Consider the following 13927-nt stretch of genomic DNA (forward strand, 5'->3'; position numbering starts at 1 on the left):
GAACGACATGGCTTTTTACACCAACGCAGCATCCTGAATGAAGAAGGTGACATCCGTGCGGCCATTCCAGCTTTCGGCGCGTAGATAGCCGGCCAGATGGATGGGGGGGCGTGTGGTGTCTTCCAGCGTGGCGGCCAGTGGGCTGTCTCCGGCACGGAACAGCAGGGCTTTCAGGCGGCCGCCATCAGCGCCTTTCAGCAGCAGACGCAGCGTGTTGCCATCTCGGCCAATACGGTCGGCTTTGATAATCTGCACATGAGAGAGGGCCACCAGAGGCTCGGCATTGCCCGCGCCAAACGGGGCGAGAGAGGCCATGTTCTGTGCCAGTTCCACCGTGGCACCGGCAACGGAGAGAGCGGCGTCAATTTCCAGATCAACGGCATCAGGCAGTTGCGCGGCACCGGCCAGCCGTTCATCCAGAAAAGTGTGGAAGGCGTCCACCTTCTCGGCAGGTAGGGAAAAACCGGCTGCCATGGCGTGGCCGCCGCCTGTTGTCAGCAGTCCGGCCTGACGTGCGGCAATAATCACCGTGCCCAGATCAAGCCCCGGCACGGAACGACCAGAGCCTTTGATGGAACCATCATCCTGCGCAGCGCCCACAAGAGCCGGGCGGTTGAACTGTTCCTTGATGCGGCCTGCCACAATGCCCACTACGCCGGGGTGCCAGTCCTTGCCTGTGAGCAGAATGACAGGATGCCCGGCTTCACGCTGGGCGGCGGCCTGCTGCATGGCCAGATCAAGAATGTCCGCTTCCACCCCTTGGCGGCGGCGGTTTACGGCATCCAGCCGCTCGGCCATGATTTTGGCCTCATGCGCGTCTTCACTCCGTAGCAGGCGCAGGCCCAGTGCGGCCTCCGCAATGCGGCCCCCGGCGTTGATGCGTGGCCCGATGGCGAACCCGCAGGAAAACGCATCCGGCGCTTTGGTTACACCCGCAATTTCCATCAGCGCGGCCAAGCCGGTGCGCTGACGGCGCGCCATGATCTTGAGGCCCTGCGCCACAAAAGCCCGGTTCAGCCCTTGCAGGGGCATGACATCACACACCGTTGCAAGCGCCACCAGATCAAGCTGGCGCATCAGGTCTGGCGCGGGGTGCGCTTCAAACCAGCCTGCGCTGCGCAGATCGCGTGCAGTGGCAACGGCAGCCAGAAAGGCCAGTGCGGCAGCGCATACATGCCCAAGGCCAGAGGTGCAGTCCGGCCGGTTGGGGTTCACCGTCGCCAGAATGGCAGGCAGCGCATCTTCGGATTTATGGTGGTCCAGCACCACCAGATCCGCCTTGCCCGCCATCTGGTTCAGAATATCAGAGGCCGCAGTACCGCAATCCACGCACACAAGCAGCGAGGCCCCCTGCGCCACCAGCCCTTCAAGGGCGGGCACATTGGGGCCGTAGCCTTCGGTCATGCGGTCAGGAATATGGGTGTGCACGGCACAGCCCAGTTCTTCAAAAAAAGAAGCCAGAATGCCGGAGGCGCAGGCGCCATCTACGTCATAATCGCCAAAAATACCGATGGTCTCGCCTTTTTGCACGGCCTGAGCCATGCGGGCGGCTGCCACATCCATATCCCGCAGTTCGGACGGATTGGGCATCAGCGCCCGTAGCTTCGGGTCCAGAAAATCTGCGGCGGTTTCAAGAGAAAGGCCCCGCAATGCCAGCAGACGGCCTACAATTTCAGGCAGCCCGGCCCGTTGGGCAATGGCTGCGCCCAGCCGCATCAGGTCCGGGCTGTCAGCCCCCGGCCGCCACATCCAGCGGCGGCCTGTCAGGCTGGCCTCCACCCCCAGCGCGGCGCGAGCCTGCGGGGGCGCGGCGTCATCAGGGGGCAGAAGCATGGTTGTCTCTGAAAAAGCAGTCATTTCTGGCAAAGCGGGGTAAGGCACACAGGGTTATTGCGGCGTCCACGTTTTGGTGGAGAAGTTGTGGTGCCCTTCAATAAACCGCACCGTGCCGGATTTGGAGCGCATGACCAGTGAGTGCGTCACGGCATGTGTGGGCAGACGGCGGATACCGCGCAGCAGCGTGCCAGAGGTGACACCCGTGGCGGAGAACAGCACGGAACCAGCCGCCATATCATGCAGGCCGAGCTTGCGGTCCGGGTCCTTGCCGGGGTTCATTTTCTGGGCGCGTTCACGCTGGGCGTCATCTTCAAACAGCAGACGGCCCTGCATTTGGCCTTCCACGCAGCGCACGGCAGCAGCGGCCAGCACGCCTTCTGGCGCGCCGCCAGAACCGGCATAGATATCCACCTGGCTGTTATCCATGCAGGCGGCAATGGCGGCGGCAACGTCACCATCGCTCAGCAGGCGCACACGGGCACCGGCTTCGCGCGTTTTGGCAATCAGTTCTTCATGGCGTTCGCGGTCGAGCGTACACAGAACAATGTCTTCAATCGGCTTGTTCTTGGCGCGGGCCAGATTGCGCAGATTGTTCTCAATGGAGGCTTCAAGGTCCACCACGCCGTCGGGCAGGTTGGGGCCAACCACAATCTTGTCCATATACACGTCTGGCGCGTGCAGGAAGTTGCCCTTTTCCGCCAGCGCAACCACGGTAATGGCGTTGGGCATGTCCTTGGCGCACAGATTGGTGCCTTCAAGCGGGTCCACCGCAATGTCCATGGCGGGGCCGCCAGCGCCCACCTTTTCACCAATGTAGAGCATTGGTGCTTCGTCCATCTCGCCTTCGCCAATCACCACGGTGCCATCAATGGCCACGGTGTCAAACGCAATGCGCATGGCTTCCACAGCCGCGCCATCGGCATCGTTCTTTTTGCCACGGCCCGTCCAGTGAGAGGATGCAAGGGCGGCGGCTTCAGTAACACGCACCAGTTCAAGCGCCAGATTGCGGTCAGAAACCACAAACTGTTTAGGCTCACGAGTGTCAGACATCAGGGGGGAAATCCTCTTTCTTAAGGCTTGAACTGGCTCCGCACGGAAGGCTCAGTCCGTTTCAATCCGGATCATCACCGGGGTGTCCGTCACCACATCAAGCTGGTCAATGCGTGTCACGGCGTCCTGCATGGCCGCCTCGGATGTCTGATGCGTCACCAGCACCAGGGGCACATGCGGGGCGGTGTCGTTCTTCTCCGGCGTGGGCTGAAGCATGCTGCGCAGCGAAACGCCACAGTCACGCAGCACGGCGGTAATATCCGCAATCACGCCGGGTCGGTCCTCCACCCGCAGGCGCAGATAAAACGCGCCCTTTCCGGCAGAAAGAGGGCAGGCCCGCACAGGTTGCATATCAGATACCTGCACGCCCCACACCGGGATGTGGCTGCCACGGGCAATATCAATCAGATCGGCCGTCACGGCGCTGGCAGTGGGGCCTGCGCCCGCGCCCCGGCCTTCAATCATCAGGCGGCCTGCAAATGCGCCTTCTGCCACCACGGCATTGAACACGCCATCCACCTGCGCAATGGGGGCATCTTCCGGCACAAGGCAGGGGGTAACGCGGGCTTCAAGCCCAGCATCGCCCACGCGGGCCAGCCCCAGCAGTTTGATGCGATAGCCCAGCTTGCGGGCAAAGCTCAGATCTGCCGCGCCAATCCGGCGAATACCTTCTACATGCACACTGTCAAACGCCACGGGGCGGCCAAAGGCCAGCCCGGCCAAAATGGTCAGTTTGTGGGCGGCATCCAGCCCGTCAATATCCGTGGAGGGATCAGCTTCGGCGTAACCAAGCTGCTGGGCGTCTGCCAGAACAGAGCCGAAATCCTTCCCCGTTTCGCGCATGACGGTCAGGATATAGTTGCAGGTGCCGTTCAGAATGCCGCCAATGCGCAGCAGGCGATCTGCCGCCAGCCCTTCACGCACGGTCTTGATGGCGGGAATACCGCCCGCAACCGCGGCTTCAAACAGCAGCGGGGCGGATTTTTCCGCACTGACCTGCGCCAGCGCCGGGCCATGAATGGCCAGCAGCGCCTTGTTGGCCGTAACCACTGGCTTGCCTGCCTGCAGTGCGGTTTCAACCAGAGCACGGGCCTGCCCTTCGGCCCCGCCAATCAGTTCCACCACCACATCCACTTCGGGGTCTGTCACCAGATCAACTGCGTTGTCATACCACCGCAGGCCGGAGACGTTCACCCCACGGTCCCGCGTGCGGTCCCGCGCGCTGACAGCCACAACTTTCAGCGGACGGCCAGCGCGGGCGGTAATCAGGTCCGCATTGGTTTCCAGCAGGCGGATAACGCCCGCCCCCACCGTGCCAAGACCAGCAATACCGAGACGAAGAGGAGAAGAGGAGGAAGAGACACTCACGATTGGACAGGCTCCGGCTTGCTTGCAGAGGAAGGAGAAGACACAGCCGCAGGCTTGACGCCATGGGCTGCAAGGAAACCACGAATGGCGCGGGTGGCCTGCCGCAGGCGCTGGGTGTTTTCCACCAGCCCGATGCGCACATAACCTTCCCCATGCTCGCCAAAGCCAAGGCCGGGGGCCACCGCCACACCGGCTTCTTTCAGCAGCAGCTTGGAGAAATCAACGCTGCCCATTTCACGGAACGGTTCAGGGATGGGGGCCCACGCAAACATGGAACCTTCGGGGGACGGCACATCCCACCCGGCGGCATGCAGACCACGGATCAGCACATCACGCCGTTCTTTATACAGGGCGCGGATATCGGCCACGCAGTCCTGCGGGCCATTCAGCGCGGCCACGGCGGCGACCTGAATGGGGGTGAACGCCCCGTAATCCAGATAGGATTTAATGCGCGTCAGCGCGGCAATCAGCCGTTCATTGCCCGCGGCAAACCCCATACGCCAGCCAGCCATGCAGTAGGTTTTGGAAAGCGATGTGAATTCCACCGCAATATCTTTGGCCCCCGGCACGGCCAGAATGGACGGGGGCACCAGATCTCCAAAATAGATTTCTGCGTAGGCGAGGTCCGAGAGGATGAAAATTTCCTCCCTCCGGGCAAAGGCCACCAGTTCCTTGTAGAAATCCAGATCGGCTAGATATGCGGTGGGGTTGGACGGGAAATTGACAATCAGCGCCGTGGGCTTGGGCACGGAATGGCGCACGGCACGTTCCAGCGCGCGCAGCATGTTATCATCCGGCGTGGCGGGAATGGAGCGGACAGACGCCCCCGCAATAATGAACCCGAACTGGTGAATGGGGTAGGATGGATTGGGCACCAGAATGGTGTCACCGGGGCTGGTGATGGCGGAGGCCAGATTGGCCAGCCCTTCCTTGGAGCCCAGCGTTGCGATCACTTCCCGCTCAGGGTCCAGCTTCACGTTGAAGCGGCGTTCATAATAGCCCGCCAGTGCCCGGCGCAGGCCCGGAATACCCTTGCTGACGGAATAGCCATGCGCACGCGGATTCTGCACCGTTTCCACCAGCTTTTCCACAATGTGGGGCGGTGTGGGGCTGTCCGGGTTGCCCATGCCAAGGTCAATAATATCCTCGCCTCGCGCTCGGGCTGCCGCCTTGGCCTGGTTTACCGAGGCAAAGACATAAGGCGGCAGGCGGCGGATGCGATGGAAATCTTCGGTCATGGACGTAAAGGACCCTGAAAATAAGGGGGTTCAGATTCCGCACGATTACGGAGGAAAAACATAGTAATGGCAGAAACGGATCAGGCAACTCTTCTTGCCGTGCGGCCAGCGTCTTTCCGTCGCATGGCTGGCCGAGGGGCGCGTGCCACAGGCCCGTGCCCCCCGGCTTCGCATCAGGGTGAATTGGCTATTCGTGCCCCCGTGCCGAACGCATCCCCCCGGATATGAATGGCATCAGACGGCGCATTCAGCTTGATCAGTTCCTGAGCCACGCGCTGCGCCCGCAAGAGGCCAAGCTGGACGGCATCTGCCTGATCCTGCGGGCTGAGTGAGGGGGAATTGCCAAAGCCACGGACAAAGAACGGCCCGTGCGGCGTTTTCTGCACCAGTTTGGCCAATGTGCTCTCCTGCCCTGCGGAAAGCTGGTCAGATTGCGGCATGAAATGCAGGGCCGTGCCTTTGGCGTCGCTCAGATCATAATTGGGCTGCACACCATCGGGCAGATGGGCGTCAGACGGCACATCAAATCCGGGGAAGGATGGCGGTGCGGGCGGGCCCTCGGGAATCTGCGGAATGGCGCTTTCGGGCGTGGGGGGCTTCTGCGCGCCGTTCTTCACTTCCGGCATGGCCACTTCTGGCATGTCGGCTTCCGCATCGGCGGCGGCCTCCTTTTTGGTGTCTTTTGCCGCTGGCTTGGAGGGCGCGGGTTTGGCAGGAGGTAGTGGCGTGGTGGGCTGCTGGGGTGGTGCTTCCGCGGCATCCATAATGGCCCCGGCGGCATCCGGTGGCAGGCTGGCCGCCTGCTGCCCCGCTGCGGCTTTGTCCTTGGCCGCATTTGCGCCAGCGCCAGCAGCCGGGGTGCCTGCGCCTTTATCCGCGCTCCCCTTGCCTGCCGCAGATTGTGCCGCTGCGGCGTTGGGCGGCGGCGGAATATCGGGCGTGAGCGTGCCGTTGGCAGCAACCGTGCGGTAGGTCAGGTTACGGTCACGGATCAGCCGTTCCGTCAGCATGGCCCGTGCCTGCGCGGAGGGCAGAGCCGGCGCCTGAGTGGGGGTCAGCCCCACATGCGGGTAGGGATCATACCGGCCCGGCGGCGGTGGCCGCTGCTGGGAGATCACGCCCCCGCGCATGTTCTGGGTCCATTCCAGCGTGCTGTCGATCGCATCCTGATGGCGGCACCCCGCCAGCACCAGCACGCCCGCTGTCAGCACCACGCCCATACGAAAGCCGGAGGCATGCCGTTGCCCGGTGCGGTGGGTTTGCGACTGGTCTTCCCCGGCATGGGCAAGGGGTGCGTGTGCCGGGGTATCCTCCGTCCGCGTTGCGTCCGTCTGGCCAGAAACGGGGCGACCATGCCGCCAGAAGGGCCGGTTCTGTTCAGGACGCATTTGCTGCATGGTGGGACGGGTGCTCCGCTGGGCTGATAAACAGCGCGCACCTTACCGTCTTCCCGCCGTTGTGGCGAGATCAGGCGTGCCTGTTGAACCTGCATTATAGGATTGCCCCTTGGCAGGGGCGCGCAGGCGGCGCAGGATAAGAAGCATGAACCGTGACACAGACCATGCGGAGACACGAATGACGGGTATTTTCTCCCGCGACGCCATCAGACTGGATGATGAAGGGCCGGATGGCCCGGACGCGCCGGAAACACCGGAAAAAGACGATGTGAAAGCCCCCGGCGCACCGGCTGGCGAGCTTGAGCACAAGCTGTTCAAACAGCGCAAAGTGCTGATTTTTGGCGGCATTAACGACAAGGTAGCCCGTGATGTCACCGGCCGCCTGCTGGCCCTGGCTGGCGAGTCTGACAAGCCGATTGATGTGTATGTAAACTCCCCCGGTGGCCACGTTGAAAGCGGGGACACCATTCATGACATGATCCGCTTTGTCGATTCGATCGCGCCGGTCAACATGATCGGCACCGGCTGGGTGGCGTCTGCTGGCGCGCTGATTTTTGCCGCCGGCCAGAAAAACCGCCGCTTCTGCCTGCCCAACACGCGCTTCTTGCTGCATCAACCGATGGGTGGTGTGCGTGGCCCGGCCACCGATATCGACATTGAAGCACGCGAAATCATCAAGATGCGTGAACGTCTGAACCGCCTGTTTGCGCGTGAAACAGGCCAGTCTTACGAAAAAATCGCCAAGGATACGGACCGCAACTACTGGATGTCCGCCAAGGAAGCGATTGAATACGGCTTAGTGACAAAGATCATTTCCCAGCTTTCTGATCTTCACTAAATCGGGGAACGGCTTTGCTCCTCACCCTGCGGGGTGGGGAGCAGCATGTTTTGTTTTACCGGGCTTTTCTCCTGCCTTGCGCACCCTTTGCGCGAGGAAGGGGAGGCGCTCCCAGCAAACGGGTTCCTACCATGGGTTCTCTCTCTGATATCTATTCCCGCCTGCCAGACAGCATTGATGACCTGCCACCGCCCCCCAACAAGGAAGCCGTGGTAGAGGCCGATTACAGGGCCCGGCATTGGGTCAGTCAGGATAAAGGGCCGCTTACGCCCGGTTCTGCTGAACACAAGCGCGCCATTGCCCAGATGTTCCGCGATACGTTCAACCCTTACAAACCGTCCGTAATCGACTGGCCCAAGCTGGACCCGGAAACGCTGCATCGCGTGACCTCCCTGCCCATCTGGGATATTGCGGTACAGACGGAGGGCAAGGCCCGCTTGCGTATGGCCGCCTACGCCCGGCTGGTGCAGGACCCGGACATCAAGGATGCCATTTCCCGCAATGCGTGGGAGGAAAACCGCCACAAGGAAGTGCTGTCCAAAATGGTGGCGGCCTACAACATCCCCATGGCGCCGGAACCCCCGTATATTGAGCCCAAGGATGTTGAGTGGGCCTATCTGGTCACCGGCTTTTCAGAATGTGTGGACAGTTTCTTCGCTTTCGGGCTGTTTGAACTGGCCAAGCGTTCCGGCTTCTTCCCGCCTGAACTGATTGATACGTTCGAGCCGGTGATGCAGGAAGAATGTCGTCACATTCTGCTGTTTGCCAACTGGCTGGCATGGTACCGGGCCGTCATGCCGTGGTATCGCCGTCCGCTGTTTGAACTGAAGGTGTGGGCCGTGTGGGCCTTCCTTGGTTACGAGCGTCTAAGCCTTGCCAAGGATGTGGATGACAAAGGCGAAGTCCACACGCAGGACAACAACTTCACCGTCACTGGTGCCAAGGATATTGCCAGCGTGCAGCTCAGCCTGCCGGACTTCATGGATCTGTGTCTGGAAGAAGATGACCGCCGCTTTGCAGGGTATGACAAACGCCTGCTGCGCCCCACCACGGCACCAGCCATTGCGCGGGTGATCCGTGATGTGGGCCGCGGGTGGCAGTTTGTATCCGGTCTGGTGAAAGCCAACACCGGCCGCGCCAGCGCCTGAGGACCGACGCGGGTTGGGGTCAGGCTGCCTTGCGTTTCATGTCCGCATGAATCTGCACGGGCAGTTTGATCACCACCCGCTCAAGCGGCTGCGTGCTATGAAACGTAGCGTCCGCTGCGTAATCCTGCGGCCTGATGGTGTAATCAGCCGCAGTGTCGGCGGTATTATCAAATAAGGTGCGGTTCTGCCCGGCCTCTGTCACCAGAAGCTGACTATGCGGGGCCAAGGTAAGTGTCAGCTTGTGGGCATCCGGCATCAGGAAGGCAAACACAAAGCCCACCACATCCTCCACACAATTATCCATCTGCTTCAGCCAGTGCGTGGCCTGCGCATTGGTAAAGCCATCCTGCTGCGGAGGCGTTATGGCGATCTGGAAAATAAAGCGGATATAGTGGTCAGGCTGCAAGGTTGCCATCAGCGGCGGGTTTTCCTGCCACAGGGCATCCGATAGCGGGAAAACCATGTCATCGCTGCCCGCATGTGTCAGCGGAATGGCTCCGTTTTGAGTTTGCAGATGCAGGCCGGTGCTGTGCAGGGGTTTGTCATCCGGTTGTTCCCGCCCCACCACATGCAGGGAAAGACCGGCCCGGTCCTCCGCAGGCAGGGCGTTGAAGCGCCGGTAAAGCTTGGCCACTTTCTGATAATGCTGCACCAGAACAGACCGCGCACCCACCACATCAATTGTGTCAGCCTGGGCGGCACAGGCTGGGGCCAGCACCAGCGCCACTGTCAGAAACCAGGCAGAGCGAGAGAAAAACATCATAAACCGGCCTTACCCCATAAACATCATCATGTCGCGCACTGTCATGCCCGCTGGTCAGGAACAACCCATCATGCAGCCGGTTCCACGATAAAAACCAGCCCTGCCACTCCGGCCTGCCCGAAAATGCGTTTTTCACTGTCGGCATGGTGCTGTTTCCGAGCAGCTATCAGCGTTACATTCAGGATCTGGCCTGATATCGGGATGGCGTTTGCGCGGCGCCAAGTGTCTTCAAACGGCTCAGACAGCCGTTAACAACCAGACGGGCGCATCTTCCGGCTGCCACGGAGCATAACGGACCATGACCTGTTCAAAAAGGCGGGATGCCAGAAAGCGGTTAAGCCAGTTCTGCACGGCGGGAAGAGGCAACGCCTGAAACCATGCAGGATCAGTGGCGGCAAACTGCCTGACAAAGGGCGCAATAGCGGCATCTGTCAGACCAAAATGATTACCCTGCAAAAACTCTTCTACAGAAAGGATGTTTTCGAGGTTACGAAGAATGCTAACCGCTTCTGCCTGATGGTATGCAGGGGCAGAACCGTAGCGGGTAGCGTATTTATAGCGATCCAGATGATATTTGAATGTGGTATCATTCTGCTCAATAAGCTGAGGTTTCACGCCCTCCAGCCAGTGAGACGGATCGGCCTGAGAGAGCGCCCAGCGCATGATATCCAGACTCTCATCAAGCACGATGTTGTCTGGCAGCACCAGAACGGGAACTGTTCCTTTGGGCGATGCTGTCAGCATGACTTCTGGTTTGGCCGCCAGCCTGATCTCTCGCACCACACACTCCGTCTGGCTGGCAACAAGTGCCAGCCGTGCCCGCATGGCATAAGGGCAGCGTCGAAAACTGTAGAGAACGGGGGCTGTTGACATGTCGGGCATAATTTTAAAAATCGTCTCCCTTATTTATTATTTTTATAAAAAATCGCCTGCCATATACCCGATAATCTTGGCTGCCTTATCCTCTATATTCTGCGGTATCCCTGCCACGTAGCCCTTACGGGCTGACCGTTTTCCTGTGGCGTAAGATGAATATAAAGGCCGTCAATCTGCTCCAGAGGCAGACAATCATCCACCTCCATCAGGTTATCGCGGTGCTGGTGTTGGTAACCCAGCAGAAGCTCTTCCTTCGCGCGGGCTTTTGCCTCTTCCTCCGTTTCAGCAACAAGAAAAGTAAAATCGTGCTCTTCCCGCAGGGCTCCTTCCAGATAGCCGCCCATATTGATGAAATAGAGTTTTTTGTCGGAAACCGGTTTATCCGGGCTAAGGGTAACAGCATACCCATCCGCCCATGTGATGCTGCCGTAAGCATCAAGATGCAGGGACTGCCGCGTTCCAAACCACCGGGCGGCAAGGGATGGATACGCATCCTCCGGTTTGTGCGCCACGGCAAACTGCACATCATGCACCTCGATATTCGCGCCGGGCGCGGCACCGCCTAGATAAAAAATATAGAGTTCCACGTCCTGCTCTCCCCTTCTCTCCCCACCGGGAGCAAACACCCTGCACCTGTTTATCACTGCTGGCTGGTTTTTCACAAAGCTCTCTTCCCGCCCTCTGCCTGAGGGCCTCGGCAGGTTTGCGACACCTCGCGCCTGCGTCATGCATGCGGCTGCCCCAGATCGGGTGAACTCTGGTCATGCAGGCATCATGGGCCGGACGAAACCAGGCCGAATGGCGTCAGCCCATTTTTTCTGAAAATGGCGATAGCGTGTCAGCAATGCGTGGAATGCAAGGCGCGCTATTCACTTTTTTGCAGGTGTTCAAAAGCCTTTCAGCAATAAAACTCACCAACTCTCCCGCACGGTCAGTAAGAAATTAACGAATGAGTGCGGATAAATTTAACGCATCTACCTGCCCTCACATTTTTTCCTCTACGTTATTATTTTTTTAAAACCCCGCACGCGCTTACAGAACACAAATACAAATTTATAATTACTTTTTTGTTTTTGTATTTTATTTATTAGTTTTCATTAATCTAACCATAACAACCAGATTAATTTTCTTTTTTATTTTCGATTCGCTGTGTATTTAGAATTTGTATCCGTGATTTCTTTAAATTTATTTGCGATTCAATTCCTGAACAGTCGTCCCCCCAGAAAGTGAAGGAAACAGAAATGACAAAATATACAACCGCATCCGGCGTTGTTTATAATATTACGCAGCCTTATGGCTCAGCAATCTCTGACTGGGATGTCACTATAACGGCACCAGACGGCACAAGTATTTACACGGGTACAGACCTTAACCCCGGCATTGACCTGGTTTTATTACAACTTGCTGCTTCAGGGTATGTTCTTACTGGAACTGACGATTATACAACACTTATCAGTGCTGCCAGCGCTCAAACTATTGTCACTGCTCCCGGCTCTACAGGCAGTATTATTATTGGTGTTGGCGCAGCAGAAGCAAATACTTATTACATTGGCGGTGATAACACTATTTCCGGTCTTGTCAGCGCCATTGCGGGCACAACCATCAATGTTGTTGGCGGAACGGCAACCCTTTCGGGCAATACCGGTGGCTCTCTGGTCGGGCTTCTGACAGGCTCCACTGTCAATATTGAATATGGCGGAACGTTCAACACAGGGGCAGCACTGGCCAGCGTACTTGAAGGTGGTACCGTCAATTTTGGCGCGGGTGGCGGCACACTGATCCTGAACGGCGGGGGCACTGCCATCAGCCTACTGGCCTCTGGCACACTAAGCGCCACAACCATCAACAATTATGATCCAAGCCAGGATACCATTGAACTTCAGGACACAACTGGCGCGGTCGCCAGCTATACCATCACGGATGGATCGTCCTCCAGCAAAGTGATTACGCTGCTGAATGACAGCGGAGAAACCGTAGCGGAATACGCTGTTAATCTGGCCGATGGCGTGACCCTTCCTTCAGGCGACTATTCCACCAGTTCTACGGATGCGGCCTCCAACCCGTTACAGATCACCTATTCGGACGACAACACCTATATCACCGCCTGCTTCCTGACCGGCACCCTGATCCGTACGCCAGATGGTAATATTGCTGTTGAAGACATCAAGATAGGTGACCAGATTGTCACATGGGACTGGAAGAACAATCAGGATATCACGCGTCCGGTTGTGTGGGTTGGCAAGGCAGAGACCATAGCCCGCCCCGATCTGCCGGTTGACGAGGCAGGCTATCCTGTGCGCGTTCTGAAGAACGCCGTGGCAGATGGCGTGCCGTCCCGCGATATGCTGATTACACCCGAGCACTGCCTGTTTTTTGAGAACAAATTCATTCCTGTTCGCATGTTGGTAAACGGGGCCTCTGTTTTTTACGATACCTCCGTTCCGTCTTACACCTATTACCATGTGGAAACTGAGCAGCACGCGGTTATCATTGCCGATGGCATGCTGACAGAAAGCTATCTGGATACCGGCAACCGCCGTGCCTTCCGCCAGGCTGGCAATGTGGCAGGCCTGCGTAGCAATGGCCTGCAGAACTGGGCTGAACATGCCGACGCACCGCTCTGTGTGGACCGCGCTTTTGTAGAACCCCTGTTCCGTGCGCTAAAGGCCCGGCATGACCATGCCAACACCAACCGGCCCTACATGGAACATGCCGTGCTGACGGATGACCCTGATCTGCATCTGGTAACGGAAACGGGTGTTCAGATTCGTCCGGTGCGGCACACGGGGCAGACTTACAGCTTCATGCTGCCACCTGCCACGCGCTCTGTCCGCATTGTTTCCCGCGCCAGCCGTCCGGCAGATGTAATCGGACCGTTTGTAGATGATCGCCGTCATTTGGGTGTGGCAGTCGGTGCAATAAGCTGCCTGACAGCCAAAAAAATGCATGCTCTTACGGCGCATTTTCAGGAAAACAAACCCGCAGGCTGGCATAGGGAAGCCGAAGCGGGCACGCCGGAATGTGTCTGGACAAACGGAAATGCGGTTCTGCCTTTGGGAGACCTGTTGGCCAATGATGCAATGGCCCTGCTCTCCCTGACCATTCACGCCGCAGGCCCCTACCGTGTGGAGCCCGCAGAGCAGACGGCTACGCTGGAGCAATCTGCCTGATCACTCAGGGTCTCTGGGTAAAAGCGCGATTGGCCATTCAACACACACGTGATTGGTCAATCGAGGACATGGTCCTGACTCAACCTGTCTGTTTTCCACAAGCAGAATACGGGGCTGGTCAGGACCAACTTTTTTCTGCTTGCAAGATCAAGTGATGGCGTAAGCCGGCCGCCCGGTTCGCATGTCCATGCCAAAGCCATTTGGCTCACGGCTCACGGCTCACGGCTCACGGCTCACGGCTCA

At 58.8% G+C, this 13927-nt stretch carries 11 protein-coding genes; 3 read left to right on the forward strand and 8 right to left on the reverse strand.

From position 1 onward, the window contains the following. Positions 1 to 15: 15 nt before the first annotated feature. The 5 genes from recJ to AD948_RS03860 form a co-directional block, all read right to left on the reverse strand. Positions 16 to 1833: a single-stranded-DNA-specific exonuclease RecJ gene (gene recJ / locus AD948_RS03840; protein WP_061470821.1), complete on the reverse strand. Its 1818-nt coding sequence runs from the start codon at positions 1831 to 1833 to the stop codon at positions 16 to 18. 54 nt (positions 1834 to 1887) lie between these two features. Beyond that, positions 1888 to 2886 carry a class II fructose-bisphosphatase gene (gene glpX / locus AD948_RS03845; protein WP_006559333.1) on the reverse strand — a complete coding sequence of 333 codons (999 nt, stop codon included), beginning with the start codon at positions 2884 to 2886 and terminating at the stop codon, positions 1888 to 1890. 51 nt (positions 2887 to 2937) lie between these two features. Beyond that, positions 2938 to 4254, reverse strand: a complete 1317-nt coding sequence (locus tag AD948_RS03850) for a homoserine dehydrogenase (RefSeq protein ID WP_061470815.1) — start codon at positions 4252 to 4254, stop codon at positions 2938 to 2940. Then, positions 4251 to 5492 carry an LL-diaminopimelate aminotransferase gene (locus AD948_RS03855; protein ID WP_006559331.1) on the reverse strand — a complete coding sequence of 414 codons (1242 nt, stop codon included), beginning with the start codon at positions 5490 to 5492 and terminating at the stop codon, positions 4251 to 4253. The genes AD948_RS03850 and AD948_RS03855 overlap by 4 nt, the downstream gene beginning before the upstream one ends. Positions 5493 to 5665: 173 nt before the next feature. Further along, a complete protein-coding gene (locus AD948_RS03860; RefSeq protein WP_248845910.1) occupies positions 5666 to 6889 on the reverse strand; it encodes a hypothetical protein in 1224 nt (407 codons plus the stop codon). A gap of 145 nt (positions 6890 to 7034) precedes the next feature. Here AD948_RS03860 and AD948_RS03865 point away from each other — a divergent pair, with 145 nt between their 5' ends. Both AD948_RS03865 and AD948_RS03870 read left to right on the forward strand, forming a co-directional pair. Beyond that, on the forward strand, positions 7035 to 7727 hold the full coding sequence (locus AD948_RS03865) for an ATP-dependent Clp protease proteolytic subunit (protein WP_176364872.1): 693 nt from the start codon (positions 7035 to 7037) through the stop codon (positions 7725 to 7727). A gap of 131 nt (positions 7728 to 7858) precedes the next feature. Beyond that, positions 7859 to 8875, forward strand: coding sequence for a ferritin family protein (locus AD948_RS03870; protein WP_058987330.1), 1017 nt, complete (start codon positions 7859 to 7861; stop codon positions 8873 to 8875). Positions 8876 to 8894: 19 nt separating this feature from the next. Here AD948_RS03870 and AD948_RS03875 read toward each other — a convergent pair whose 3' ends face one another. From AD948_RS03875 to AD948_RS03885, 3 genes are all read right to left on the reverse strand, one after another. Then, entirely contained in the window at positions 8895 to 9638 is a 744-nt protein-coding gene (locus AD948_RS03875; RefSeq protein WP_061470817.1) for a DUF2987 domain-containing protein, read from the reverse strand. 237 nt (positions 9639 to 9875) lie between these two features. Beyond that, positions 9876 to 10511: a glutathione S-transferase gene (locus tag AD948_RS03880; protein ID WP_061470823.1), complete on the reverse strand. Its 636-nt coding sequence runs from the start codon at positions 10509 to 10511 to the stop codon at positions 9876 to 9878. Between the two features lie 92 nt (positions 10512 to 10603). After that, a complete protein-coding gene (locus AD948_RS03885; protein WP_061470818.1) occupies positions 10604 to 11101 on the reverse strand; it encodes a DUF1543 domain-containing protein in 498 nt (165 codons plus the stop codon). Positions 11102 to 11755: 654 nt separating this feature from the next. On the opposite strand from AD948_RS03885, the gene AD948_RS03890 reads away from it, so the two are divergent. After that, positions 11756 to 13684: a Hint domain-containing protein gene (locus tag AD948_RS03890; protein WP_061470819.1), complete on the forward strand. Its 1929-nt coding sequence runs from the start codon at positions 11756 to 11758 to the stop codon at positions 13682 to 13684. Positions 13685 to 13927: the final 243 nt, after the last annotated feature.

It is taken from the genome of Acetobacter senegalensis, from assembly GCF_001580995.1.
Classification (GTDB): domain Bacteria; phylum Pseudomonadota; class Alphaproteobacteria; order Acetobacterales; family Acetobacteraceae; genus Acetobacter; species Acetobacter senegalensis.